This window comes from Methanobacterium lacus, assembly GCF_000191585.1.
GTDB lineage: Archaea > Methanobacteriota > Methanobacteria > Methanobacteriales > Methanobacteriaceae > Methanobacterium_B > Methanobacterium_B lacus.
In genome coordinates, this window is sequence record NC_015216.1 from 130116 (window position 1) to 155474 (window position 25359).

General features: G+C 37.5%; 27 protein-coding genes and 1 tRNA gene. 17 read left to right on the forward strand and 11 right to left on the reverse strand.

Annotation, left to right across the window (positions count from 1 at the left end; translation table 11 throughout):
* Window positions 1-42 precede the first annotated feature (42 nt).
* Both METBO_RS00640 and METBO_RS00645 read right to left on the reverse strand, forming a co-directional pair.
* Window positions 43-651 carry a DNA-3-methyladenine glycosylase gene (locus METBO_RS00640; RefSeq protein ID WP_013643732.1) on the reverse strand — a complete coding sequence of 203 codons (609 nt, stop codon included), beginning with the start codon at window positions 649-651 and terminating at the stop codon, window positions 43-45.
* 17 nt (window positions 652-668) lie between these two features.
* Entirely contained in the window at window positions 669-1229 is a 561-nt protein-coding gene (locus METBO_RS00645) for a DNA-3-methyladenine glycosylase I (protein WP_013643733.1), read from the reverse strand.
* Between the two features lie 157 nt (window positions 1230-1386).
* Between METBO_RS00645 and METBO_RS00650 the strand changes: the two genes are divergently transcribed.
* Window positions 1387-1989 carry an isochorismatase family protein gene (locus tag METBO_RS00650; RefSeq protein ID WP_013643734.1) on the forward strand — a complete coding sequence of 201 codons (603 nt, stop codon included), beginning with the start codon at window positions 1387-1389 and terminating at the stop codon, window positions 1987-1989.
* Between the two features lie 5 nt (window positions 1990-1994).
* Here the strand turns inward: METBO_RS00650 and hisF are convergent, their stop codons facing one another.
* Complete coding sequence (gene hisF / locus METBO_RS00655; RefSeq protein ID WP_013643735.1) at window positions 1995-2819, reverse strand: imidazole glycerol phosphate synthase subunit HisF; 825 nt, start codon at window positions 2817-2819, stop codon at window positions 1995-1997.
* 198 nt (window positions 2820-3017) lie between these two features.
* Here hisF and METBO_RS00660 point away from each other — a divergent pair.
* The 3 genes from METBO_RS00660 (at window position 3018) to METBO_RS00670 (ending at window position 4788) form a co-directional block, all read left to right on the forward strand.
* Window positions 3018-3093 (forward strand) — tRNA-Arg (locus METBO_RS00660).
* 159 nt (window positions 3094-3252) lie between these two features.
* Window positions 3253-4041 (forward strand): DODA-type extradiol aromatic ring-opening family dioxygenase, encoded by a 789-nt coding sequence (locus METBO_RS00665; RefSeq protein ID WP_013643736.1) that lies wholly within the window; start codon window positions 3253-3255, stop codon window positions 4039-4041.
* 21 nt (window positions 4042-4062) lie between these two features.
* Window positions 4063-4788, forward strand: coding sequence for a CDGSH iron-sulfur domain-containing protein (locus tag METBO_RS00670; protein WP_013643737.1), 726 nt, complete (start codon window positions 4063-4065; stop codon window positions 4786-4788).
* A gap of 22 nt (window positions 4789-4810) precedes the next feature.
* On the opposite strand, the gene METBO_RS00675 is transcribed toward METBO_RS00670, so the two are convergent.
* Complete coding sequence (locus tag METBO_RS00675) at window positions 4811-6550, reverse strand: helicase C-terminal domain-containing protein (protein ID WP_013643738.1); 1740 nt, start codon at window positions 6548-6550, stop codon at window positions 4811-4813.
* A gap of 200 nt (window positions 6551-6750) precedes the next feature.
* Here METBO_RS00675 and cobI point away from each other — a divergent pair, with 200 nt between their 5' ends.
* Complete coding sequence (gene cobI / locus METBO_RS00680; RefSeq protein WP_013643739.1) at window positions 6751-7458, forward strand: precorrin-2 C(20)-methyltransferase; 708 nt, start codon at window positions 6751-6753, stop codon at window positions 7456-7458.
* Between the two features lie 7 nt (window positions 7459-7465).
* Here the strand turns inward: cobI and METBO_RS00685 are convergent, their stop codons facing one another.
* Complete coding sequence (locus METBO_RS00685; protein ID WP_013643740.1) at window positions 7466-8224, reverse strand: V4R domain-containing protein; 759 nt, start codon at window positions 8222-8224, stop codon at window positions 7466-7468.
* A gap of 155 nt (window positions 8225-8379) precedes the next feature.
* Between METBO_RS00685 and METBO_RS00690 the strand changes: the two genes are divergently transcribed.
* Both METBO_RS00690 and METBO_RS00695 read left to right on the forward strand, forming a co-directional pair.
* Window positions 8380-9588 carry an FprA family A-type flavoprotein gene (locus METBO_RS00690; protein WP_013643741.1) on the forward strand — a complete coding sequence of 403 codons (1209 nt, stop codon included), beginning with the start codon at window positions 8380-8382 and terminating at the stop codon, window positions 9586-9588.
* Between the two features lie 23 nt (window positions 9589-9611).
* Window positions 9612-10028 carry a ferritin-like domain-containing protein gene (locus METBO_RS00695; protein WP_013643742.1) on the forward strand — a complete coding sequence of 139 codons (417 nt, stop codon included), beginning with the start codon at window positions 9612-9614 and terminating at the stop codon, window positions 10026-10028.
* A gap of 48 nt (window positions 10029-10076) precedes the next feature.
* Here the strand turns inward: METBO_RS00695 and METBO_RS00700 are convergent, their stop codons facing one another.
* Together METBO_RS00700 and cofH are read right to left on the reverse strand one after the other, a co-directional pair.
* Window positions 10077-11426 (reverse strand): FAD-dependent oxidoreductase, encoded by a 1350-nt coding sequence (locus METBO_RS00700; protein ID WP_013643743.1) that lies wholly within the window; start codon window positions 11424-11426, stop codon window positions 10077-10079.
* Window positions 11427-11659: 233 nt separating this feature from the next.
* Window positions 11660-12703 carry a 5-amino-6-(D-ribitylamino)uracil--L-tyrosine 4-hydroxyphenyl transferase CofH gene (gene cofH, locus METBO_RS00705; RefSeq protein ID WP_013643744.1) on the reverse strand — a complete coding sequence of 348 codons (1044 nt, stop codon included), beginning with the start codon at window positions 12701-12703 and terminating at the stop codon, window positions 11660-11662.
* Window positions 12704-12953: 250 nt separating this feature from the next.
* Between cofH and METBO_RS00710 the strand changes: the two genes are divergently transcribed.
* The 6 genes from METBO_RS00710 to METBO_RS00730 all read left to right on the forward strand — a co-directional run bounded on the left by METBO_RS00710 (window position 12954) and on the right by METBO_RS00730 (window position 15396).
* Entirely contained in the window at window positions 12954-13607 is a 654-nt protein-coding gene (locus METBO_RS00710; protein ID WP_013643745.1) for a DUF166 domain-containing protein, read from the forward strand.
* A 70-nt stretch (window positions 13608-13677) separates the two neighbouring features.
* Window positions 13678-13965, forward strand: coding sequence for a DsrE family protein (locus METBO_RS00715; RefSeq protein ID WP_265101211.1), 288 nt, complete (start codon window positions 13678-13680; stop codon window positions 13963-13965).
* Window positions 13901-14062, forward strand: a complete 162-nt coding sequence (locus tag METBO_RS14005) for a DsrE family protein (protein ID WP_265101212.1) — start codon at window positions 13901-13903, stop codon at window positions 14060-14062. Before METBO_RS00715 ends, METBO_RS14005 begins: the two co-directional genes overlap by 65 nt.
* A gap of 1 nt (window position 14063) precedes the next feature.
* Window positions 14064-14426, forward strand: a complete 363-nt coding sequence (locus METBO_RS00720) for a DsrE family protein (RefSeq protein ID WP_013643746.1) — start codon at window positions 14064-14066, stop codon at window positions 14424-14426.
* Between the two features lie 29 nt (window positions 14427-14455).
* Window positions 14456-15061, forward strand: a complete 606-nt coding sequence (locus tag METBO_RS00725; protein WP_013643747.1) for a (Fe-S)-binding protein — start codon at window positions 14456-14458, stop codon at window positions 15059-15061.
* A 5-nt stretch (window positions 15062-15066) separates the two neighbouring features.
* Window positions 15067-15396, forward strand: a complete 330-nt coding sequence (locus METBO_RS00730) for a DsrH/TusB family sulfur relay protein (RefSeq protein WP_013643748.1) — start codon at window positions 15067-15069, stop codon at window positions 15394-15396.
* Between the two features lie 26 nt (window positions 15397-15422).
* Here METBO_RS00730 and METBO_RS00735 read toward each other — a convergent pair whose 3' ends face one another.
* Both METBO_RS00735 and METBO_RS00740 read right to left on the reverse strand, forming a co-directional pair.
* Window positions 15423-16670, reverse strand: a complete 1248-nt coding sequence (locus METBO_RS00735; RefSeq protein WP_013643749.1) for a site-2 protease family protein — start codon at window positions 16668-16670, stop codon at window positions 15423-15425.
* 57 nt (window positions 16671-16727) lie between these two features.
* Window positions 16728-17942 carry a molybdopterin molybdotransferase MoeA gene (locus tag METBO_RS00740; protein WP_013643750.1) on the reverse strand — a complete coding sequence of 405 codons (1215 nt, stop codon included), beginning with the start codon at window positions 17940-17942 and terminating at the stop codon, window positions 16728-16730.
* A gap of 527 nt (window positions 17943-18469) precedes the next feature.
* Here METBO_RS00740 and METBO_RS00745 point away from each other — a divergent pair.
* The 4 genes from METBO_RS00745 (at window position 18470) to METBO_RS00760 (ending at window position 22499) form a co-directional block, all read left to right on the forward strand.
* On the forward strand, window positions 18470-19081 hold the full coding sequence (locus METBO_RS00745; protein ID WP_158304880.1) for a cadmium resistance transporter: 612 nt from the start codon (window positions 18470-18472) through the stop codon (window positions 19079-19081).
* A 110-nt stretch (window positions 19082-19191) separates the two neighbouring features.
* Window positions 19192-20115: an ABC transporter ATP-binding protein gene (locus tag METBO_RS00750; protein ID WP_013643752.1), complete on the forward strand. Its 924-nt coding sequence runs from the start codon at window positions 19192-19194 to the stop codon at window positions 20113-20115.
* A 20-nt stretch (window positions 20116-20135) separates the two neighbouring features.
* Window positions 20136-21323 (forward strand): ABC transporter permease, encoded by a 1188-nt coding sequence (locus METBO_RS00755; protein WP_013643753.1) that lies wholly within the window; start codon window positions 20136-20138, stop codon window positions 21321-21323.
* Between the two features lie 21 nt (window positions 21324-21344).
* Window positions 21345-22499: an ABC transporter permease gene (locus METBO_RS00760; protein ID WP_048186300.1), complete on the forward strand. Its 1155-nt coding sequence runs from the start codon at window positions 21345-21347 to the stop codon at window positions 22497-22499.
* Between the two features lie 39 nt (window positions 22500-22538).
* Here METBO_RS00760 and METBO_RS00765 read toward each other — a convergent pair whose 3' ends face one another.
* Both METBO_RS00765 and purL read right to left on the reverse strand, forming a co-directional pair.
* A complete protein-coding gene (locus tag METBO_RS00765) occupies window positions 22539-23099 on the reverse strand; it encodes a diacylglycerol/polyprenol kinase family protein (protein WP_013643755.1) in 561 nt (186 codons plus the stop codon).
* A gap of 4 nt (window positions 23100-23103) precedes the next feature.
* A complete protein-coding gene (purL, locus tag METBO_RS00770; protein WP_227717277.1) occupies window positions 23104-25275 on the reverse strand; it encodes a phosphoribosylformylglycinamidine synthase subunit PurL in 2172 nt (723 codons plus the stop codon).
* Between the last annotated feature and the right edge of the window lie 84 nt (window positions 25276-25359).

Genomic DNA, 25359 nt, shown 5'->3' on the forward strand with positions numbered 1-25359 from the left:
CTGACTCCTTTTTCTTAAATGCTTTGAATAATTTTAACTGAATTAAATTGCCCTACTCAAAAATTTATTTCCCTCTAAAATAAATCTCCAAGGTTTAAATTTATCATCTTCTGCATAATCTATATTTATCCTCGCAGAAGTTAAAATTTTTTCATTGGATCTTAACTTTGACCCCTTCAAAATAAAAAGTTCATCTCCACAAAGATTAATCCCGTTAATTGTTGCATCTATATGCATAGCTTGACATAATTTTACAGGGCCGTTGGTCAAATTTTTGAGGTTTGAAGAATTAATACCCGAAAAATGTCTTCGTTTGCCCATGAGATGTTTTCCTTCCACAGGTTCCAGAGCCCGAATCAAAACGGCCCTTGGAACATTCACGGCTTCTGTAACAACGTTGAAACAGTATCCAACTCCATAAATTGGGAATATGTAGCCATGCCCTCCTGATTTATAAAGTGGATCCATTGAGGGGGTGTGCCTTTTGTTATAGGAATGCGATCCTTTATCCTCAAAACCCATATACGCTTCGGTTTCAACGATTTTTCCACTGGTTATCCCATAAGAATCTTTACGAACTAAAACACATCCAATAAGATCTCTAGCAACTGTTAATGTTGGTTTTAGATAAAAAGTTTCCTTGAGTTTCATTAAAATTTTCCATTAACCTATAAATCCTTATATCTGAAACAATCAACTGTGTGATCGTTCACCATACCAACAGCCTGCATAAAAGAGTAACAAATTGTTGGACCTACAAATTTAAATCCCCTTTTTTTCAATTCCCTACTCATGTTTTCAGATTCTACTGTTGTTGCGGGTAGTTCATTTATGTTTTTCCAGTGGTTTTGGATGGTTACTCCTCCAACAAATTGCCATAAGTACGCATCTAAACTACCAAATTCCTCCTGTATATCGAGAACTGCCAATGCATTGGTTACTGCAGACTTAATTTTTAATTTGTTCCGGATTATACCAGGATCCTCTTTGAGTTCCTTCAGCTTAGATTCATCGTATTGGGCTACTATTTGAGGTTCAAAATTATCGAAGGCTTTTTTGTAATTTTCACGCCTACTTAGTATGCTTTTCCAGCTTAATCCAGCTTGCGCCCCTTCTAAAATTAAAAATTCAAATAATTTTCTGTCATCATGAACTGGAACTCCCCATTCAGTATCATGGTAACCTTTCATCATAGGGTCATCATCAACCCAAGAACATCGGGTTTTCATAATATAAAATTAAACATTTAAACCAATTATATTTTTCCATTAGGGATAAAAATTTGTTAAAATAGTTTGAATACTATTTATGGCTTTAATGGTCGGATAAAATATATTAAATTCAATTTACAAATATGATACATCGAACACCTATGGAGGAAAAAAAATGAATGATGGAAAATTGGAGCTTTTAACTGCTGATAACAGTGTGCTACTTTTGGTAGATTATCAACCTACCATGATTAGGAGTGTTGCTTCAGGCAACAAAACAATCATTAGGGATGCAGCTTTGTACGCCTCAAAGGCTGCAAGTATATTGAACATTCCCGTAGTTTTATCATCCATTAATCCTCAAGGAAATGGTGATGTATTCTCAGAAATATCGGAGATTTTTCCAGATCAGAAAGTATTTGCACGAAAAATCAAGAGTTTTGATGCATTTGAGGATGATGACACATTCAATGCTGTAAAAAGCACTGGAAGGAAAAAATTAGTGGTATCGGGCCTTTGGACAAGTATGTGTTTCGCTTACACTGCACTTCATGGAATTAAAGAAGGTTATGAAGTTTATGGGCTAATGGATGCTGCAGGTGATTCAACAAAACCCGCCCATGAGTATGGTATAAAAAGAATGATCCAGGCAGGAGTCATTCCAATGACTCTGGAATCACTTGTTTCTGAATGGATGCATGATTGGGATAATCCTAAGGCTTCTGAACTTGTAAAAGAGGTATATTCAAAGTACGGGGCCATGATAGGTCTTCAATAAACTCCCTATTTTCGGACAGGAATTCCCTTGTCCACCAGATATTTTTTAACCTCTGGAACAGGGTACTCATTGAAATGAAAAATACTGGCAGCTAATGCAGCATCTGCCTTTCCTATTTCAAATGCTTCGTAGATATGCTGAGGATTTCCCACACCGCCCGATGCTATTACTGGTATGTCCAGATTTTCGCTCATGGTTCTGGTTAATTCAAGATCGTAACCATCTTTTGTACCATCCCTATCCATACTTGTGAGCAGAATTTCACCAGCGCCACGTTCTTGGCATTCGATGGCCCAAGCTAATGCGTCTATTCCTGTAAATTCTCTACCGCCATATATACTGCAGTCAAACCAGCAGTATCCTTTTTTGGTTTCTACAACTATTTTTTCCGGTTTTTCTGATGGATCAGATACATATCTGCGTTTTGCATCGATCCCTATGACGCAGGCTTGTGATCCTACAATTTTAGAGGCTTCGTTAATAAGATCTGGATTGTGTATGGCTGCTGTATTAGTTGAACATTTATCTGCTCCAGCTCTTAACATATTAACATAATCATCAGGCTTTCTTATCCCTCCACCAACGCATATGGGCACGAAAACATTTTCTGTTGTTGCTTTAATAACATCTGCCATAGTTTCTCTTCTTTCATGGGATGCTGTTATATCTAAAAATACAATTTCATCCGCTCCATCTTCGTAGTAACGTGTGGCAAGTTCTACTGGATCTCCGGCATATCTGATCTCCTTAAACTCCACACCTTTAACAACCCTTCCATGGGGCACATTTAAATCGCAATCCAAACAGGGAATGATTCTTTTGGCAAGCATGTTTACCTCGGTTTATTTGTATCCATGAATATTTAATTCAACTGTCAACTATTCAAAAAATTATGATCAAAATGAACTACAATAATTGTATAATACGTAACCATTTTTAAGGATTAGGATCAAATAGTTCGATGTTACTTTGAAATGAGTTGAATTTTACACAACTTTCATTTGAACTCAGTTTATTTATCAAATTATGGGCCTGTAGTCTAGCCTGGAACATGACGTGGGACTTCGGATCCCAAGGTCGGGGGTTCAAATCCCCCCAGGTCCGCTAATAATAATAATTCTTATTTTATATTTGCATCTTCAATATATCCCAAAATATAAATTCTCTTGGGTGCATATTAACATTATTCCTGCCTTACTATTGGGCTAAATTTGTGTAATATGCTCGGTATATGGTTTGATTCTAAATGTTCGAGGTGAACTCTTGGTTAAAAAGAAGTTAACAACGATTTTTGTCTCACATGGTGCTCCCACATTGCCATTCGAAGATGTTCCTGCAAGAACTTTTTTATCTGATTTAGGGAGTAAATATGGGAATTTTGAAGCAGTTCTATGCATATCTGCTCATTGGGAAACTGTTAGTCCAGTTTTAAATGCTGTTGAGATAAATGAGACAATACATGATTTTTATGGATTTGCACCTGAACTTTACCAAGTTGAATATCATGCAGAGGGTTCACCAGAACTGGCGAAACACACACAGAACCTCATAACTGATGCAGGAATTTCATGCGATTTAGATTTTACACGAGGACTTGATCATGGGGCATGGATACCTATGTTGCTCATGTACCCTGACAGAGACGTTCCTATTTTTCAACTTTCAATCCAACAAGGCCTTGATCCAAAACAACACCTTGCACTGGGTCGAGCATTAGAACCTTTAACAGAAGAAAGGGTGTTGATAGTAGGTAGTGGTGGTGCTGTGCATCCATTGGGATATGCTTCCCTTCATCCAGATGCTTTTACTGATGATTGGGCTATTGAATTCAATGAATGGCTTAAGATTGCACTCACTACGGGTGATACGGAATCTTTGGTGTCTTACAGGGATAGATCTCCGTACTCAGAACGAGCACATCCATATCCAGATCATTTCATGCCGTTGTTAACAGCGATGGGTGCAGCAGGAGAGGGTGCCACCGGTAAATTAATCCATGATAGTTGGTACTGGGGAGATTTGGGCATGGGAGCATATGAATTCAGTGTTTAGATCATCTAATGGGGAAATTTCATGAGCGAAAACAAGAAAGAACCAAGGATTAGAATAATTAAAGACGGACCATACATAGTTTCGGGTGGAGTTCCACTACTTAAAAAGGGTATTGGAGTAGATGATGAGGGTAATTCTTATAAATGGACATTGGAAGTAAAATATCCTAATAAAGAATCTTATTCCCTATGCAGATGTGGAAAATCAAAAAATAAACCATTTTGTGATGGTACTCATCTTAAAACAGGATTTGATGGCACAGAAACTGCAAGTAGAAAACCATACATGTCTGAAGCTGTTGAAACAACTGGTCCAGAACTGACTTTAACAGATGTATGGCCACTGTGTGATCATTCCCGCTTCTGTCAACGTAGTGGTGGAATAAGGGAGCTTGTTGCCAAATCTGACGACCCTGAATCAAAAAAACTGGCCATTGAAGAGGGACATAACTGCCCTTCAGGAAGACTTGTGATATGGGATAATGAAACAGGTGAAGCTCTTGAACCTGAATTTGAACAGTCCATAGTAATGATACACGATCCACTTAAAAAATGTGAAGGACCTATTTGGGTGAGGGGAGGCATTCCAGTGGAATCGTACGACGGTCATGAATACGAAATTAGAAACAGGATAACCCTATGTCAGTGTGGAAAATCAGAAAATAAACCATTTTGTGACGGAAGCCACTGGCTCACAAAGGATCAGATGGAAGAATGGCGCAAAAAATGGGATGAAAAGAGAGATTAACAATTATAATCTATTTTTTTCATTAATCCTTCACAACGGCTTCGTTGAAAAATTCCGGAACCAATGATTTGTACATCCTGTTGTTGAACAACATTTTAATATTTCCATCCAAGATGTAAGTTTCACAGTAATCATCTTCAGCACGCATTCCCCTTCCATATGCCTGAATCAACGTCATAACAGTTTTGTATGCATACCATTTAGGATCTTTATCTTTTCTGTTTTTAATTTGCTGATCTCCCAAGTAAGGGAAAGGTATCTTGTAAATGACTTGGAATTGACATTTTTCATAGGGTAGATCAACACCTTCACTCATGGAAGGACTCACCAGCACCAAAGGATCCTTACTCTTTTCAAAAAGCCTCAATTTATATTCCCTGTCGGTACTTTTATGGTCAAGTAATCTGTTGTCCTTGATCTTTTTCATGATGTACTGTTGACATTTGTAGTTGTGGGTGTGTATGAGGCCCTTTTCATATTTATGATGTTCAATAATTTTCTCAAGAATTGGAATGGTTTTGGGGGCAGTTCTCTTTATTGCACGCTGGGACATTGGTCCCACTGTTTTTAAATGCACTGGCCTTTCTGATGCTGGAAATGCACTTTTAATGCTCAAGTAATACACTTCTTCAGGATTTATACCCAACCATTTACAGAACAATTCCTGATCAAGGATGGTTGCGCTCATGAACAAACAAACATCAGCATATTTAAACAGCCTTTCATTGGCATATATGTCAATCTTCAATGGCTTAAAGCTCATTCCACCAGTTTCAGCATCAACAACCCAATTTTCAGGATGATGCTCCATGTTACTTATGAGTTCACTCAACCGGAGTTTGGTCCTGTTTATCCTGTCTGCCTTATTCTTTGGAAGTTTTGTAACGCTTATATCCTTATAATCCTGATAAATGGACTGAAGAAACAAGGTCCACTCCTTAGGATCATGGTAACTCATCATATTTCTAGGAATACTCTTCTTAATGTCTTTTTCGAGCATTTTGTTGGATAAGTTGACTTCCATCCTGCGCATGAGCTTGTCTTCGATATTGTGGGCTTCATCAAGGATCATTAACGATCTTTTACCGAAGTGCTGAACATAAGCAAGTTCTAAAAGTGCATAATCATAATTCATGAGTGTAATATCACTTTCTACAGCTCTGGCCTTCTGATTCCAATAGTTACACCTATCATTCGATCTGAAATAAAGTGGAGCACCGTAAGCATCGTTGAATGCGAACATACCTTCTTCAAATGGGGATTTAGTCACGCCGAATTCACACACAAAATTATGCGAGTTTGGAACTGTTTGACAAGTTCCGGAATCACACCTATCATCAAAATCTGATTCTCGGCAGGTGAAATTTCCCCTTCCTTTAACCATTGGAAAGCCAAATTCACCAGCGTACTGTGATTGGAGCTGTTTGGTCATGGTCAGTATGTAGGCGGGGTTGTAAATATTTGCTAGTGTAGTTGCAATTGCAGATTTCCCAGTACCAGTTCCTGCTTCAAGGATTATGTAACGATAACCATTTTCAATAGCTTCTTGAATCCTGGAAATTATCTCAAACTGGCCTCGTCTAGGCTCTGAGAAGGGAAAATTTTCTATAATATCTTCATCAACATCAGGATATCTATTTTTGATATCAGAAACAGCTTGTTTTGATATTTTCTTAAGAACTGGGCCAGGCTTGCTGTTATTACTACAGATGCACCTTGACTTTATCATTCCACACTTTTCACAGAAGAATCCACTTTCCATAGAGATTATTATTTATCAGCGATGATATAAAAAGGAAACCTTATGATAAAAAGACATAAAAAACAAACCTTTAAAAAAGGTTCCAACCAAACTTCTATTAAATTTAAGGACTAGTAAATAGATTTATTCTGAAATATTTTTTGTCATGAATTAATTAACACCAGAATTCTCTATGGACTGATAAATAAGATGGGATGTTTATGAAAAAAGGAAAACTGTACGGTATAGGTGTTGGTCCTGGAGACACCGAATTATTAACTATAAAGGCGAGTAAACTACTAAAAACTGTAGATGTCATATGTTCTCCGAGATCTGCAGAATCTAAACCCAGCATCGCACTTACAATAATTCAACCGGTTTTAGATGAACGTGAAGATGAGTATGAAATAGTGGATCCTCTTTTCCCAATGATTGAGGACAAATCAGAGTTAAATCTTTACTGGGATCATGCTGCAGATCGTATCGAAAGAAGGCTTGAAAAAGGTCTGAATGTGGCATTCATTACACTTGGAGATCCAACCATATTCAGTACCTTTGCCTACGTAGCAGATAGAATTTCGAAGTTAGGATTTGAAATAGAAGTAGTACCTGGAATAACTTCGTTCACGGGATGTGCAGCTGCATCGGGAATATCTTTGGTTGAGAAGGATGAAATTCTTGTTGTTGTGCCTAAAGTTGATGACAGGTTAGAAAAAATATTGCCCCATGCTGACACCTTCGTTATTATGAAGACTTCAAGGCATTCAGAAGATCTTGAAAGGATTATCGAAGCTGATGAAAGGGAAAAAACAATCTTTTCGGTACAGAACTGTACCATGCCGGATGAAAATATATTTAAGGGCTTTTCAAAGGATAAAAAATACTTAACAACCACATTAGTCAAGTTTAGCCCTGATAAAAAAGATTGATCAAACTTTATTTGACAACGAAGGAGCAGTAATCATCTCCCTTTGCAAAACATTTTATTTCATCAACATCTACCTTGCGACCGAAATGTGCAGAAAATATGGCTTCAAGAATTCCAGAATCAAATGCACAAGCTGATCTTCCTATCTTAGGTAAATCTTCGCATTCAAAGCAATCGTAAGCCTTCAAGGTTAATGGTTCAAGAGTTTCTGTCTTAATTTTTCCAAGTTTATTTTTCTGCCAGAAATCTGCAATATTCTCTATGAATCTATCTGTTTGGGAGTCTTTAAGTTTACTGTAAAAGGTTTCACCGACTTTAATTCCGGCGTTGTGTAAAATTGGATCTATATTAACTCCTTCTTCTATTAAAGCTACCCTGAAGGTTCTAAAAACAAACCTGAAAAATGCAAAGGGATCCTCAGAATTTACAACTCCCTCTGTGATGTAATCATCCAGCTCTTTATTGAAATCATTTTTTCTTGTAAGATCGCCGAGATAACTCGACTTGATGAAGAATATTTTACTTCTTCCATCCTTTGGGTTGGGTTTAGATTCTATAATTCCCATTCCAACCAGGTCGTTAAGGTGGGCAGATATTGTTGCCTTTGATTTTCCTGTTAATTTCACAATTTCAGCACCACTTCTCTCATTTTCTTCTAATATTTCCAGAATTTTGGACTTTATGGAACTGTTGACAATATTTAACCCATTTTTTGTTCCAAAAATTTTTATCTGGTTCAGTGTGCCTGCATCTTGGTTTGTCATCATTTATTCACTACTAATTTCTTGTTGAAACAACTATATAATGGTTCGTATCGACACGAACGTAAAATTTATATAGTACTTGTTCGCATAAGACCATACAGGATAAGGTTCGTGCTAACACGAACCAAATAAGAAAATAACTTGGAGGCTTTAAAAAAATGAAATCTGAAGCAGTAAAAATGAAGGAAGGAGTGTATTGGGTAGGCTTTTTAGACTGGGATTTAAGGACTTATCATGGATACACCTTGAACGGAACAACCTACAATGCTTACTTGGTATTTGGTAAGGAAAAGGTTGCCTTGATTGATAACACCTACCATGGAAAATCTTACCAGATGTGGGGCAGGATCGAAGACGCCTTTAAAAAAGAGGGTCGTGACTTCAAGATCGATGTGATTGTACAGAACCATGTTGAGAAGGATCACAGTGGAGCACTGACAGAAATCCATCACAAATTCCCTGAAGCTCCAATATACTGTACAGAAGTTGCAGTTGAAGGATTAATAAACCACTACCCCTCCCTTAAAGAAGCAAATTTCATCACAGTAAAAACTGGAGATGCACTGGATCTTGGAGGGGCCACTCTAGCATTCTTAGAGGCACCACTGTTACACTGGCCAGACAGCATGTTTACACTGCTTGCTGAAGAAGGAATACTATTTTCAAACGATGCATTTGGACAACATATTTGCTTACCACAGAGGTACGATAATGAAATACCAGAATACGTACTCATGGATGCTACCAAAAAATTCTACGCCAACCTCATAACACCACTATCAAAACTGGTACTGAAGAAATTTGAAGAGGTAACTGAACTTGGACTTTTAGAAAAGATAACAATGATAGCCCCTGCACATGGACAAATATGGACAGATCCAATGAAAGTCATAGGTGCTTACAGTGAATGGGCAACAGGTAATGTAGAAAACAAGGTTACAATTGTCTACGATACTATGCATGGATCTACCCAGAAAATGGCACATGCAGTTGCTGAAGGAGCAATCAGTCAAGGAGCCGACGTAAAAATATACTACCTGCATGAAGATGAAAGAAGTGAAATTGTAAAGGATATTCTTGACAGTAAAGCAGTAGCATTCGGTATTCCAACCATCTACGATGAACCATTCCCAAGTGTGGGGGACATTGTTTACTACCTTAGAGGCCTTAAATTTGATAGAACAGGACTAAAGAGGAAAGCAGCCACATTCGGTTCAATGGGAGGTAAGGGTGGAGCTCCTAAAATACTGAAAGATGACCTTGAAAACTGTGGATTTGATGTTAAAGACGAATTTGAAATATACTACTTGCCTACTGAAGATGAGCTAGAACGTTGCTTTGAAATAGGTAAAGAGCTTGCAAAATAAATTTTTTATTGGAGGAATAAATAATGGAACTCATAAACGAACATGAAATAGGAATTTGTAAAGACACAGAATTAGAAAAGGACGTTAAAGCGAACTTTGAAGGTGAATGTGCAGAAGTAGGAATGTACCTTGCAATGGCCAGATTAGCCCAGAGGGATGGTTTACCAGAAGTGGCAGAAGTATTGAAAACCATAGCATTTGAAGAAGCAGCTCATGCCGCAGTATTTGCGGAACTGAACGGTGTCATTTCCTCTTCGCTCAAAGAAAATCTTGAAATGATGCTTAAAGGCGAAACTATGGCTAACAATGAGAAAAAAGCTGCTGCTAAAAAGGCCAAGGTTGAAGACATTGATCCTGCCCACGATTTCTTCGATGAAAGCTCAAGGGATGAAGCAAGACATGCACGTATGTTGAAGGGTATCCTAGAAAGATACTTCTAATCCTCCATTTTTTTGTTTTAGCTAATATTAAAAAAAAATAAATAAATTTTATGAACTCAATTTCTTGAGTGCATCTTCTGCAGCCATAACCGCAGGATCAACAACCATTGAAACTGGGGGAGCATAGGAAAATTCCATTTCAGTTATTTCATTACACTTAACTTGTTTTGCAATTGCCATGGCCATGGTATCCACCCTTTCTGCAACTGTTTCCTTGGCAATGATTTGACAACCCAGTATGGTTCCGTCCAATCCACAGATGAGTTTAGTGTCTATTGGTTTACAACCGGGATAATATCTGGCCCTTGTGAGGGCTTGGCTTTTACCAACAACAACTTCAATTCCATTCATCTTTGCAGATTCTTCTGTCAAACCAACTGCACCCACTTCGAGTTCACCTATTTTTGAAACCACAGAATTCAACACTGGTCTAAAAACTGCATCTTTTCCAGCTAAATTTTTAGCTGCAACTTTTCCTTGACGAACAGCAGTTGTTCCGAATGGTGAAAGTGTTTTTTGTCCTGTTATTCCATCATGTACTTCTACACAGTCCCCAACAGCATAGATGTTAGAAACAGAAGTTTCCATTCTTTCGTTAACAACTACGCCCATGTCACCTATGTTACAGCCTGCCTGTTTTGCCAGTTCAATCGATGGTCTGACACCTGTGGACAAGATAACTAGATCAGCATCCATTTTGATATCTCCCACAACAGCTTCTTCTGCAACATCTACACCAACGATCTTTGTAAGTGCATTGTTGAGTATGATACGGACCCCTTGGCCTTCGAGGTACTCTTGTACTTTGAGTGCCATGTCAGGATCCAGTGACCTTGGCAGGACTTGTGGAAGCATTTCTGTTACACTCACTTCTATACCAATCTGTTTGAGCCCATATCCTAACTCCAATCCAATGGCTCCTGCACCAACAATAACAGCTTTACTACTGGTTTTAGACCATTCTTTAATTTTTGCACCGTCTTCAATAGTACGGACCTTAAATACTCCTTCAAGGTCATTTCCTTCCACAGGCGGTATGAATGGGTATCCTCCAGTTGCAATCACAAGATAATCATATTTCAGGGTTATTAACTCTGGTGCAGATTCATCCCCATTTATAAGTCGATATTTAATCAAATTCTGGGAAGATGCAACTTCTAAAACTTCAGATTCTGTAACAATATTAATGCCGTGTTTTCCATAGTACTCTGGTGTGTGCATCACAATTTCTTCGAAAGAATCAATATCTCCTCCGATAACGTAAGGTATTGCACATGGTGAATATGCCACTTTATCCTCCATAGTAAACACGGTAATTTCGACTTCTTTTGAATATTTTCTCAAGTTTGAAGCAACGGTAAGTCCACCGGCTCCACTTCCAATTACAACTACTCTCATATTTTTTTTCTCGCTGGGTTGTTGGGTTAAAAATTTTCCCAATTCATAATAGGTTCATATAAAATTTCTTTACCTCAACTAAATTTTATTGTTTTATTCTTATACACTTGATCATGGAATCTAAATTTTGTTGTGTGGATCGTTATACCTATGACTGAATCAGTGGGATAGTGTGTGTAGATTAATAAAAAAAATTGAGAGGTAGAATTAAAGGATTTATAAAAAAAATAGCCCTAGACCTTACCATAAATGGTGGTCCGTTCCCTTGGAACACGTCCCAGGGCTTCGATGATCTCTATCATCTGTTCTTTTGGTAAGTACTCTCCATAGGATGCTCCCGCAGCAATGGATATTTTGTCTTCGATCATGGTTCCTCCAAGATCGTTTGCACCACAGCACAGGGCAATTTGAGAGGTTCTTACTCCAAGTTTCACCCATGAAACCTGAATGTTTGGAATATCTCTTCCGAAAATTATTCTTGCAAGGGCGTGTAGTTTGAGATCATCCATTCCACTGGCACCCTGTGAAACACGACCCAACTGGTTGTTTTCGTTCAGGAAGGTTAGGGGAACAAACTCTGTAAAACCTCCAGTTTCACGCTGTAAATCTCTTAAAAGCATCATGTGGTCAATACGATCTTCCCAAGTTTCAATACTTCCATACATAATTGTCGATGTAGTGGGTATTCCCAGTTCATGAGCTTCCCTTATAATATCCAGCCACTGTGATGTGTTCACCTTGTTTGGACAAATTTTTTCCCTTACAGAGTCTACAAGTATTTCTGCAGATGCTCCAGTCATGGTGTCCATGCCTGCAGCTTTAAGAGTTTTTAGAGTTTCTTTGGTACTTATACCGGATAACTTAGCAGTTTGAAATATTTCCACAGGAGAAAGGGCATGCAAGTAAATATCAAATTCTGATTTGATTGCCTTTATCAGGTCACTGTAATAATCTACAGTCATATGGGGCATGATGCCTCCGAATAAACATATTTCTGTAGATCCCATTTCTTGACCTTCTCTGATACTTTCCAGTATCTCCTCTGTAGTCATTTCATATCCAATATGATCTCTAAATGAACAAAATGCACATTCAATCATACAATGGTCTGTTATGTCAATGGCTTTGTTTGCAACGAAGGTAATTTCATCTCCAACAATCTCGCTACGCAATCTATCAGCAACATCAAATAATTCGTGGGGGTTGCTATTGATAAGGTTTATTGCATCCGTTTTTGTAATTTCACCTGCAAGGGAGCGTTCGTAAATATTTTCCATGTAGAATCCGCCTTTATAACTCTTATAAACTATTTCATGATCTACTCATATTTTGATTAAGCAGTTAAATTGTTGTTTTTATTTTATAAATAGTAATGCCAATTTTATAAGCCAAATATAGTATTACAGATATTAAAAAAATTGTTAGATCTTAACACAAGATGTTTATTTTAAAACAAAAAAAATTATCACATAGTCAGATTTAAATCTGCATGTTTTTCGTTGATGAAACCCAGGAGTGTAAAGGATAATGATCAAAGTTGTCATAGTGACAGACGGTCCATACGGTGATAGAACATACGATACCATCTGTGAAGATTTTGAAACTGTATTTATCGAATTGGAACAGCCTGATTCCATGTTCATGGATGATGTGGAAGTACCTGAAGACAGCTTAAACGAACTAAGATCCGCAGATTTAGTTATAAGCTATATTTTACATCCCGACCTTGTTTTGGAGATGGTTGAACAGGTACATGAAGATGTGGGATGGATCATCGTTGCAGCCTGGAGGGGTGAGGGTTTGAAAAATCAGTTGGAAGATTATGGAAATGTTACTTGCCCCGATACCATGTGCGAACTCGAAGAAAATGGAGACCCTGTTTACGACGAATTTGTATCTAAATTCGGAAGACCCATTGTAGAAATTAAATTGGAAGGTAACAAGGTCGTAAATGTGGATGTTATACGAGCTGCACCATGTGGATCCACACATTACGTTTCTAGGGAGATGGTGGGGGAAGATGTTAACAATTTACCAACAAGAGCAGGCCTAAAAGTTCAACTTTTCCCATGCAGAGCACCAAAACTACGGCTTTTTGTTGATGAATGTAAAAAAGGTTTGGCATCAAATTTTCACAGTCAAGCATTTCAGGAAGCTATAGACAAAGAAAGAAATTCCTGAATTTCATACTAATTTTTTTATAAACTCCCACATCAAAATTTATTTTCTACAATCAACATAAATTATATACATGTCTTTTACTCCAAAACAGGAAACAAAGACCCTTACAATTATCATTACTGAAGGTCCATACAGGTCACAATACATTGAAATAGCGCATAATATAGTGGAAAGTGCATTGAATAACCAATATAATGTAAATTTATTTTTGTATATGGATGCTACACATATTCCTAAGAAAAATCAGAACCCTCATTCATTTCCAAATGTTGTACATAGACTGAAGATATTAATTGAAAAGGGGTGTCGATGTGAGGGCATGTATAAGATGTGCCACAGCAAGGGGTCATGCATGTGATAAAAGTGCATATTTAAGTGGAGTTTCAATTACTAGTGTTTACGATATTCCAGAATGGATTAAAAAAAGTGATAAAGTCATAACTCTCAGTGGTTAAAATGGAATCCATTTTAATTGTGGTGGATAAAGCTCCCTACGGATATGAAGATACTTTCAGTGCATTTTACGTGTCTATAGCCTGTTTAAATAGGGGAATGGAAGCAGATGTTCTATTAATTGGAGATGGGGTTTACGCTGCAATTAAAGGTCAGAAACCTGGGGGAACTGTGGATTATCCAAATGTTGGGGAATTATCCTACCTAATATTTCCAGAAAGTAAAATTTTTGTACATTCCTCCTCACTTGAAAGAAGATCAATTGAAGAGGGGGAGTTAGTTGAGGCAGCAGAGATAATTGACGACATTCAACTCAGTCAAATTTTACTCAGCAAAACAAAAAATAGGGCATTTATGAGATTGTAATGTGAATGTCTGCATTGAGGGGGAATAACATGGAACATGATGGATCTACACATGATATATTTCCTGAAGGAGAGCTCGTTAAAAGGGTTAGTATTGAAGAGATAAGACCATGTATTGTGGCTGAAAATATGATAAGGAGTTTACTTCAACTGGATTCCAAACTAGAATCTGTAATACCGGCTCTAGCAAATAAATATCCTCCCGGAAAGGTCAATTATATTAAAGAAAAGAAAATTCTGACTTTAAACATTGCAGACCGACTTGTTACCCTATATCCATCTGGAAAAATTAGTATGAACAAAACTGTAGATGAATTAGACGCAATATCCGTTGTAAGAGATATTATGGGCCAAATTAATGAAGCATACCTTGAATTGAACAGTTATAATCCCACAGACTATTCAAAAGTGAATGAAAAACTTTCAGGAATTGGTCCGCTAGCAATATACAACTGCTTACCTAAAACTGACTGTGAAAGATGTGGTGAAGCCACTTGCATGGCATTTTCAATCAAGCTTCTGGCAGGAGACATAAATCTCAATCAATGCCAACCACTCAATGAAGATGGAGATGTATCCTGCTTAAATGAGTTATTAGGTCGAGAAATAATGCTCATGCTGGGTTGGAGGGATTAGATTATATGCATTTGGGCTTTTTACTAACTAAAACACCTTCTGAAGAAGGTTACAACACATTTCTTAAATTTATTGAGATGTATAAATCTCACGATTTAACAATTTACCTGGTGGGAAATGGAGTTTACAACTTTAGAAAGAATTATGGGGCTTCTGAACATTTGTTGGAATTGCTTAAAAACTCACCATCCCTCAAAATCTACAGTTGTGAGGATGATTTTGAAGCTCGCGGTATTGGAAAAGAAACACTGATTGAGGATATCATACCCTTTAAAACCTACGATACAATTGTTGTGGATATAATGGAGAATCAGGATCAAATTTTTTCGTTCTAAAAAAAGAAAAATAAAAAAAAAGAAATTTACAAGAGGAGGAATAATCCTCTGCCCAGACTGTATACAATGCTCACAACAATCACAATGATGAGGAAGTATGACAATGGGTTTATTATCTTCTGCACGATGTTTTCAGAAAGCCTGTACCTAAGTAACTCTTCAAGCATCAATCCCCCATCTAGTGGTTTCAGAGGGAGCAGGTTGAATGTTCCCACAGCGAAATTCAATAGGAAGATCCAGTAAAGGAGATTACTTAAATCGTAGAAGAACCATGGAAGTATAGTCCCATATTTACTTGCCACATCTTGATTGACTACGAGGTTGGACTGGCTTCTTACTCCTATGTAACCCTTGGTTGCATTGTTTGGATTTGTTCCAGTAGTTACCTTTTCAGTGCCCTGATCCGTTTGTATGGTCAGGGTTTCTCCCTTCTGGATAGATGGCTGTAGGTTAACGTAGTCTGTGGTATTTGTAGTTGGAATACCATTGATGGATTGGATAACCATTCCCTCCTTTAAAATTCCATCTGCAGGACTGCCTGGAACCACACTACTTATCTGCATTCCCTGTTCATGGAATGTTGGATATATGGGTCCGCTGATGTTGTAGCCAATGTTCGGAGTTTTTATAGTTGTTCCTGGAACTGAAATGCCAGGAATTCCCATAAAAATACTTCCAAGCATGGTCACACTGATTAAAAGGAATAAAATAAGTGAAACAAGAGCCAATCCAAGGTTGAAAACTGAACCTGCAGCGTATATCCTTAATTTGGAAATTCTCTTAGACTTTTCTATATCCTCCTCATCAGGTTCAACAAATGCACCGGGAAGCACAGCCAATAACAAAACACCAATAGATTTTATCCTAACTCCTTCGACCCTTGCAAGTATCCCATGACCAAATTCATGTACAACCATAACTGTCATGAGTGCTATGATTCCAACTCCAAATGGTACGTATATTTGGGATCCTGGAATATCTACGCCTGGAAGGATTATTCCTATTTGTGGGCTTGATAAAAGTGATTGTAGTGATATTAGAAGCACGACAACCATGAGTACCATGAAGAAAAATGCCACGGGTATACCAAGGCTCATGACTCCTCGCCAGAATCTTGGACTTCTCTGTGCTGTTGAATCTATAAAATTCCTTAATCTTTTAGTTCTTCTCATTAAGATAGGGCCGCTTATGTCAATTTTTAGCTTGTCCTTGAAGGCGAAAGCCAGTATCCATATGATAAGAAAACCTATAGCGTAATACCATAAAGCGTTCAAAAAATCACCTTAACTTGATATTTATCAAAATTTTAAATTTAATTTTTTAATTTAATATCATACTGTCAATGAATCGTATAAAATAACGTTACATTTTGTTCCCTCGTTGATTCCTTCGAGGTTTTCTTCGATTAATATGTAAGAGTCAGATTCCACCATGGATCTGATGATTCCAGATCCTTTTATTTTGAGTGGTCTCACCATTGATCCATCTGTTTTTGCCCTTATATAATCTGTTCTTCCCAAGTTTGAAGCAATTTTTTTTGAAGTAGTTTTTATCACGTATTGGGGTTGGTATTCAATTCCCTGCATCTGATACAAGCTGTTTCTTAGAAATACATCTGATTGGACCATTGCAGCTACGGGATAACCTGATAACATGAAAACTGGTTTGTCATCTACAGTTCCAAAACCAAATGGTTTTCCAGGTCTAAGTGCGACTCCATGAATCAAGACTTCTCCCAGTTTTTCTGTCACGTCTACCACTACATCGCCCTTACTAATGGCTGTTCCTCCAGTTGTGATCAAAACATCATGGCTGTCTAACATGGATTCAAACTGATCCTTGACAATTTTTTCACTGTCTATGCAGTGCACTAAACTTGGAACTGCAAGGGAAGCTTCTACAACAGCTTTAAATGTATAATGATTAGAATTTATGACTTCTGCCCCTTTCAATAGGGGTTTGGGCATTACTAACTCTGTTCCGGTGGTAATGATACCAACCTTAGGTTTTTTGTAAACTTCCACGGTGTTAAACCCTGAAGATGCTATAATTGCCAGGTCTTGTGGTTTTAACAGTCTGCCACTTCTGAGCACCAGATCATCTTTCTTGAAATCTTCCCCCATTGGGGAAACATTCTCCCGGGGAGTCACACTTGTTTCAACTTCTAAGAGTTCGGAATCAGAGTTGGTGTACTCTTCCATAACCACGGCATTAGCACCTTCTGGAATGGGTGCGCCTGTTGAAATTTTGACTGCTTGGCCAGTTTTAACAATTTTGTTTGAAAGCTGTCCTGCGCCTATGGTATCAATTATCTTAAACTTAGCCGGATTAGCCTCTGAAAATCCAAAGGTGTCTTCTGCTTTAATAGCGTAGCCATCCATGGCAGATCTTTCAAAGGGTGGTGAATTAAGATTTGATCTTATATCTTCTGCCAACACTCTCATGTGAGCATCTTCAAGCACTATGTTTTCTGTTCCTACAGTTTTCAACGTACTTTTGATTATATCATGGGCCTCTTGGACCGGCATAAGGTTTGTTAGAAACATATTATTTCTCTCGATTAATTGAAATTCTTTTAGTTGTACCATCTAATAAATTGATCCTAGGACACAACATTCTCCAGTAAATACAAGTCATAAAATAATCAAAGCAAGGCTAAATAATTTGGCATGAAAACAGTTTTATATCAATATGGTCTGGGCATAATTTAATTTAAATTGTGGCATCTGAATAATATCACAAATCATCATGCTTTATGTGTACTGCTATCTTCAAAAGGGTATGAAACTCATATTATTAAGAAAGTAGAGTTTAATAATAATGGAATTCGCACTCAGCTAGATGCAGTATCAGTACTCTAAACCTTCTAGCACTTCTAAATTAAACATACATATTTATACTTGTATATGAAATGCCGTAAAAATATTTCAAACTCGTAACTGCGCGATTATTGACATTAATACTGTTGTCTTTAGTTTACAACACTCTAATGTATTAGGGTACTATCTAAACTCTTTCACCATCTGATAATAAATATAAATGATAAGTTACTATCAAAGATTTAATGGAAATCATGGTCGTTGTCTTGATTGCAGTTGGTGTTTTCATAGCAACCAATCTGGACGATATATTTATTTTAATGTCCTTTTTTGCAATGTCAGAGGATAGAATTAAACTGATATTTGGGCAGTATTTAGGATTTTTGATATTATTGTGCATCAGTTTGGCATGTTACCAATTTAAATTTGTTTTATCAATGCATTATTTGGCGGTTTTGGGTTTGTTCCCAATTTTCATAGGAATTAAATATTTTTGGAATTTTAGAAAAAATATTTTTACAGATGTGATGTTGGAGAAAAACTTTGGCCCAACAGGAACACAAATAGGTGATGCTCTTAAGGGCGGTAATACCATCCTAACTGTGGCCATGACCACAGTTGCAAATGGTGGAGATAACTTGGCAGTCTACATCCCATTATTCATAACACTGGATAATTTTGAGCTTAGTATCACACTATTAACCTTCATGGTCATGGTGGGGGTTTGGTGTGTCTTAGCCTATAAAATGGTCAACAATAGGATAGTTGGGGAGAAATTAAAAATTTATGGTCACCTAATTTTTCCAGTGGTACTTATCATAATAGGATTGGGAATCATTTTCAGAAGCCTTCCATTTTTCCTTTGATCCGCAAAATTAAAATTTTTACAAGATATTCAAACATACTTGAACAAATACTAATATTCGATGGTTCAATTTAATACATAAATAAAAGAGTGTGGGGGTAAGGATTTTTAATGGCTTCAGAAGATGTGATGATAAAAATAGAATCAGTTAACAAGTCATTTGGAAACATTAAAGCTCTTGATAATTTGAATCTAGATATTTATCGTGGGGAACTTTTGGGAATAATTGGGCCGAATGGGGCGGGAAAAACAACAACCATACGGTTGACGTGTTGTGTTCTCAAACCAGATTCTGGAGATATCGTTGTTGATGGTTCTAGTATTCATGACGATCCAATCACAATCAAATCCAAGATAGGTTACCTCCCTGAAGAACCTAATTTGTACGAACGTTTCAAGGCCAGGGATCTGTTAAGATACTTTGCAGAGCTTTACGGAGTACCTAAAAATCAAATAGAACCTAGGATAGAAGAGCTTCTGGAACTGGTTGGAATGACCCATCGTAGTGAAGATAGGATAAACACTTTTTCCAAGGGTTTAAGGCAGCGAATTAGCGTTGCAAGAGCTTTGATACATGATCCTGAAATCATAATTTTTGATGAACCTACAATGGGACTCGATCCAGCAACAGCAGCATCAATCAGAAATTTCATAAGGCAGCTTAAGGGCAAAAAAACCATAATACTCTGCACACATTATATGGAAGAGGCGGATCTACTCTGCGATCGGGTTGCAATTTTAAACAAAGGCAGAGTAGGGGATGTGGGAACTCCAGATTATCTTAAATCTAAAATTCATGGGGATGTTATTTTAACTGTAAAAACAGATTCAAAAAGGGAGCCTACCACCATTAAAGACCAGATTACGCAGTTTGAATCAGTTGGAACTGTTAAATTTGCCGATGGAATATTCTCAATAACACTGAAACACAGAAATGAAATAGCGGCCATTGTTGATGTCTTCGGGAGTCATGTTGTGTCAGTGAACACTCAGGAACCAACATTAAACGATGTTTTCATTCATTCAGTCAAATAAATATGGGGATTAAAAAAAAAATGAAGTTCACCACCATCACCAAGTGGGAGTTAAAGAACACCCTTAAGAGCAGAAAGTTCATGATGATATTTGTTTTACAGCTTTCTGTACTCCTGTTGATGATAGTTGTATTCAATTCATTTGTGGCTAATATAGAGTCTGAAAAAGGAATTTCAATAACTCCTTCACTCAATGGATTTGCCAACATGGATGTGCAGGACCAAAGTGGCCTAATATCCAAGTATGTTAACCCTGAAATTATCAGTGTAAACAATGTAACATCGTACAATACCTCAATATTAAGGACGAAAAACGGCTTAACAACTGGATTTCTTTATGTTCCAGGCAATGCTGATTCCATAATTAAAGCGGGGGATACAGTAAACATGTTGGTTTACGTTGATGCTGCAGATCCTAAAATGAGCGTGGTTACAGATGAAGCCAACAACACCGCAAAAACAATAGCACAGTCTTACTCCTCTTCACTCACCATGTCTGCCAACAGCCAGAACCAAACAGCAAATTTTACACAAGAAACAACGGGTGAATCCCTACCCCTGCAGATAATAAAAAAGGTCATGCTTACAATTTTGTTGTTTTTACCGCTGTTACTATTTGGAAATATAATAATTGATAGTATTGTGGGGGAAAAGGAGAGAAAAACAGGTGAAATATTGGTTGCAATGCCATTATCCCAATCAGATATAATAGTTGGGAAGGGTCTTGCAGTGGCACTGACAATATCATTACAGGTTTTGATATGGCTAGTTGTTCTGATAATTTTTGGATTCAAAATATTCAACCCTTTAGCAGTTTTTTTATTTGTATTCTTAACTTCAATACCCATAATAGGTGTAACCTCTGTGGTGGCGGCCTATTCAAAAAATTACAAGGAAGCAGGTATCGGTCTGAGTTTGGTGTACTTGGTTGTTGTGGGATTTCTGATAATCCCGGTGCTGGTTTACATCTCAAGAAAATCTTTTATGGCCAATATTTCTCCAATGACAATTGTTATGAGACTATTTTCAGGCGATTTCATTCCATTACCTGATTATTTGTTGTGTTTGGGGTTTATTGCCCTGGTTAGTTTGGTATCTTACTGGATAGCAATCAAAATGTTTTCAAGGGATGATATTACATTCGGTCCAAGACCCGGTATATTTAGGATCTTATTTGAATTCTTAACTTTGAAGTTCTTCAGGCAATAAAAAAGTAGAATGTGATGGATCATGAAGGAAGAAATGAATAAACTGAAGGCCCTGACAGTAAAGGAAGGAAATGACATACTTCGAAACAAGATATACCTTTTGGTGGTGTTGGTACAAGTATTTATATTGTTAGGTGCCTTTGGACTCGCCTTAGCAAGTTCTGTTGCTTCTGATCCGGCTTTACTTGATGAGTACGGTGCAACATCTGTACTCAAGGTAGCTGTCCCTGAAACTGTAAAGGGAACACCTCTTGATACAGCTTTAATTGACCAAAAATTGAATATAACCTATTATAATAATGTCACTGTTGCACAAAATGCCTTGGGAACGGGTATTATAGCTGTTGTGAAGGTTGATCCCAATAATTCCCTTAATATTTCAGTAGATTCAGATAATTCCAACATATTCTATCCAATTGTTTCGAGTAAGATATCTGCAGCTGTGAATCAGTACAGTATAGAAGAAAAACTCAAATCTTCAGGCGTCAATTCTAGCCAAATTCAGCAAATTTTGTCCCCTGTGAATCTTCAGGTAATTGTTTATAATATGGATAAACAGTCAAAATTAGCCCTTAACAGTCCTTTCTTTGTTGAGATAATGTATGGATTTATTGTACCATTCATATTGTTGTTGCCGTTCTTTTTAGCCAGTAACATCGTAACAGATAGTGTTGTGGGAGAAAGAGAAAGAAAAACATTTGAAGTATTGTTGATGACTCCTGTATCTAGTTCACAGGTTATGTTGGGAAAAATAATACCTATACTGTCTTTTTCAATGATTCAAAGTATGATATGGATATTACTATTAGATCTTTTGAAGGTTCCAATATATAACTCAGTACCTATACTGTTAATACTCTTTTTTGTTGGATTGGCATTTATAGGAATCGGAACTCTTCTTTCAATGTTTGTAGATAGTACGAAGGAAGCTAACTCTGCAATAACCATTGTACTAGTTTTTGCAACCTTTGTACTGTTCATGCCCCTATTTATAAAAACAACCTACTTTTCAGCAATACTAAATTTTATCCCAACAGTTCTGATAGTAAAAATGGCTTCCACCCCAAACATCAGTTTGGAAATGTTAATATATTCGTTACCAACGGTGCTAATTTCAATTCTAATTTTCATGCTCACCATACGCTACTTTCGACATGAACGGGCCATTAGACTATGAATTTAATGGTTTGAAAGAAATTAATAGCTCCTTTACATCCTAGGGCAGGTAGATCACAATAGTCATGATCATGGCAGAAATAAGTGGTATGGGTATGTTATCATCAATGGGACTGTAAGCTTCCGTTAAAGTACCTGCGAGAGCACCTATAACTGCAGGGATTGGCTGTAAAAAGATCAGACAGCAAATCAAACCCGCACCAAAAAAAGCCAGAGACCCTTCAAAGCTTTTTGATTGATTGAATGGAAGTTTATGGTTTCCAAATCTTTTTCCAATAATCGTGGACAGGGAATCTCCAATTAGAAGTAGTAATATGGCGGAGTAGGCAATGGTTAAATTGAAACTGAAAATTACGAGGGTTGCAATAATGCCAATAAAAAAATAAAGAAATCCCCTTTCATCTTCAGATCTTTTACATGTGGACATAATATTGGAAAAAACTGGAATGTGCATGTACTTATCCAGTACAAACATGATTTCAACTGATACAACCATTATAACACATAGGAGTATCAGGATATCAATTCTAAGAAATAATCCTAGTATCAGGACAAAAACTCCTGATGCATGAATTAATTGTCTTACCAGTTCTTTGTCCATAACATCATGCCATGAATTTCTCTATGATTCCTTTGTAAGCTCCTTCCAATTCCATAACCTCCACTTCAAAGGAATCACTAATTTCAAGGGTCTTACCAGCAACCTTTCCAATAACTGCACATGGTGCATTAATTTTATTTAGAATATCCTCAACCGCATCGCCCTTAACAGTTAAAATGTACCGGCCATGTGATTCTGAGAACAGAGCAGCGGTTGTGTCAAGATCACCTTCAGATGGAATGGCACTCAGATCTATAATTGCACCTAATTCTCCAGATATTGCCATTTCTGAGATAGCAATTCCAATACCTCCTGAACTGCAGTCATGAACTGCTGTAATTTCATTATCAGCATCTTGCCCAATGAGTTCAAGTACAGACCTGCCTGATGTATATTCCTCTTCGATGTGTACTTCTGGAGGTTTTCCCTGTACTAAACCGTACAAAGATCTGCAGTACTCTGAACCATCGAGTTCATTCCTGGTTTTCCCCACGATAATGATGGCATCTCCTTCATTTTTGAAATCAGAAGTTCTAATGTCTTTAATATTCATTTTTCCAGCTACGCCAACAACAGGGGATGGATTAACAGTTATACCTTCAGTTTCATTGTAAAAACTTACGTTTCCACTGATTACTGGGGTATTAAATTGTCTTGCAACATCTGACATTCCTTTAACACATTGATTGAACTGCCAAAGTACCTCTGGTTTTTCTGGATTTCCAAAGTTTAGACAGTCTGCTATGCAGATGGGATCGGATCCCATGGAAATAACATTTCGAATTGCCTCGGCAACTGATCCTGCACCTCCCTGATAAGCATCCAGTTTGGTGTGAATACTGTTACAATCTGATGTTATGGTGAAAGCTGTTTCATTATCCACTCTTATCACTGCAGCATCGTCCCCGGGCTTGACAACTGTACCTATCTGCACTTCGTGATCGTATTGCCTGTAAACCCATTCTTTACTTGCAATATTTTCAGACGATAGAAGCTTTAAAAGAGCTTCTTTAGGATCTATACGTTGGAATTCTAGGTATTCTGTGTCTTCAGCTGGTGGTTTCATTTCCCTGTTTATTAGTGGTGGATCTGCCAGTAGTTCTGCTGGAACATCTGCAACAACTTCACCTTCCAGGGTTGTTATGAACTGGTCATTTTCGATTACTTCTCCCACAACTGCGGCTGGTAGCTCATGTTTTTTGAAGATGTTCAGTAAATCATCCACATCTTCGGGGTGAACAACAAAGACCATTCTTTCTTGAGATTCGGATAACATTATTTCGTAGGGAGTCATACCTTCTTCTCTTAATGGAATTTTTGTTAGTTCAACCTTTGCACCATTTCCACACTTGGCTGCAAGTTCGGAAAGACAGCAGGTTAATCCGCCCCCTCCAAGATCCTTGAGTCCCTGGATATCTACTTTTTCCAGTGCTTCGAATGTGGCTTCCATGACCTTTTTCTTGGTGAATGGATCACCCACCTGGACAGCTGGGCGGCTTTCTAACTCAGAAGTGGTTGTCAGTTCTTCAGATGCGAATGTTACGCCGTGTATTCCATCACGACCTGTTCTTCCGCCCATGAGTACAAAAACATCTCCAACATTTGGGGCTATGCCCTTCATTATTGAATCTTTTCTTACTAATCCCACGCATACTACATTTACGAGCGGATTGGCCTTGAAGTTATCATCAAATTCAACTTCACCTCCAACCGTGGGTATTCCAACCCTGTTACCATAGTCTGATATTCCCTTAACAACGTATTCAAATAAGTAACGTGATCTTTGGTCTTCAAGGTAACCAAACCGCAGTGAATCCAGAAGTGCTACTGGTCGAGCTCCCATGGAAATAATATCCCTAATAATTCCTCCAATACCTGTACCCGCACCTCCATAAGGTTCTATGGCCGATGGATGGTTGTGACTTTCCATTCCTATTACCAGTGCAAGTTCATCAGTAAGATCTACTATGCCTGCATCGTCTCCTGGACCCATTATAACATTTTCTCCCTCTGTAGGGAAGAGCCTTAGTGTTGGGCGGCTGCTTTTGTATGAGCAGTGCTCGGAGAACATGATGTCAAGCATACCATACTCAAGTGAATTTGGTTCTCTTCCAATATCTTCTCTAATATATTCCAGTTCATCATCTGTTAAAGTCATACTATCACGTCGGGAAATGCATTTTTTTCTATGATAACCTTTGTTTCACAATAATTATAATATCTTGGGAAGTCCACATTTTTCATAAATTTCGAAAAAACT

Coding starts and splice junctions, on each gene's coding strand:
- METBO_RS00730 (WP_013643748.1), top strand. CDS start 15,067: ATGCATTTGGGCTTTTTACTAACTAAAACACCTTCTGAAGAAGGTTAC.
- METBO_RS00745 (WP_158304880.1), top strand. CDS start 18,470: ATGGTCGTTGTCTTGATTGCAGTTGGTGTTTTCATAGCAACCAATCTG.
- hisF (WP_013643735.1), bottom strand. CDS start 2,819: ATGCTTGCCAAAAGAATCATTCCCTGTTTGGATTGCGATTTAAATGTG.
- METBO_RS00720 (WP_013643746.1), top strand. CDS start 14,064: ATGGAATCCATTTTAATTGTGGTGGATAAAGCTCCCTACGGATATGAA.
- METBO_RS00700 (WP_013643743.1), bottom strand. CDS start 11,426: ATGAGAGTAGTTGTAATTGGAAGTGGAGCCGGTGGACTTACCGTTGCT.
- cobI (WP_013643739.1), top strand. CDS start 6,751: ATGAAAAAAGGAAAACTGTACGGTATAGGTGTTGGTCCTGGAGACACC.
- METBO_RS00725 (WP_013643747.1), top strand. CDS start 14,456: ATGGAACATGATGGATCTACACATGATATATTTCCTGAAGGAGAGCTC.
- cofH (WP_013643744.1), bottom strand. CDS start 12,703: ATGGAAAATATTTACGAACGCTCCCTTGCAGGTGAAATTACAAAAACG.
- METBO_RS00650 (WP_013643734.1), top strand. CDS start 1,387: ATGAATGATGGAAAATTGGAGCTTTTAACTGCTGATAACAGTGTGCTA.
- METBO_RS00695 (WP_013643742.1), top strand. CDS start 9,612: ATGGAACTCATAAACGAACATGAAATAGGAATTTGTAAAGACACAGAA.
- METBO_RS00640 (WP_013643732.1), bottom strand. CDS start 651: ATGAAACTCAAGGAAACTTTTTATCTAAAACCAACATTAACAGTTGCT.
- METBO_RS00715 (WP_265101211.1), top strand. CDS start 13,678: ATGTCTTTTACTCCAAAACAGGAAACAAAGACCCTTACAATTATCATT.
- METBO_RS00685 (WP_013643740.1), bottom strand. CDS start 8,224: ATGATGACAAACCAAGATGCAGGCACACTGAACCAGATAAAAATTTTT.
- METBO_RS00755 (WP_013643753.1), top strand. CDS start 20,136: ATGAAGTTCACCACCATCACCAAGTGGGAGTTAAAGAACACCCTTAAG.
- METBO_RS00740 (WP_013643750.1), bottom strand. CDS start 17,942: ATGTTTCTAACAAACCTTATGCCGGTCCAAGAGGCCCATGATATAATC.
- METBO_RS00675 (WP_013643738.1), bottom strand. CDS start 6,550: ATGGAAAGTGGATTCTTCTGTGAAAAGTGTGGAATGATAAAGTCAAGG.
- METBO_RS00690 (WP_013643741.1), top strand. CDS start 8,380: ATGAAATCTGAAGCAGTAAAAATGAAGGAAGGAGTGTATTGGGTAGGC.
- METBO_RS00760 (WP_048186300.1), top strand. CDS start 21,345: ATGAAGGAAGAAATGAATAAACTGAAGGCCCTGACAGTAAAGGAAGGA.
- METBO_RS00750 (WP_013643752.1), top strand. CDS start 19,192: ATGGCTTCAGAAGATGTGATGATAAAAATAGAATCAGTTAACAAGTCA.
- METBO_RS00670 (WP_013643737.1), top strand. CDS start 4,063: ATGAGCGAAAACAAGAAAGAACCAAGGATTAGAATAATTAAAGACGGA.
- METBO_RS00710 (WP_013643745.1), top strand. CDS start 12,954: ATGATCAAAGTTGTCATAGTGACAGACGGTCCATACGGTGATAGAACA.
- METBO_RS00645 (WP_013643733.1), bottom strand. CDS start 1,229: ATGAAAACCCGATGTTCTTGGGTTGATGATGACCCTATGATGAAAGGT.
- METBO_RS00765 (WP_013643755.1), bottom strand. CDS start 23,099: ATGGACAAAGAACTGGTAAGACAATTAATTCATGCATCAGGAGTTTTT.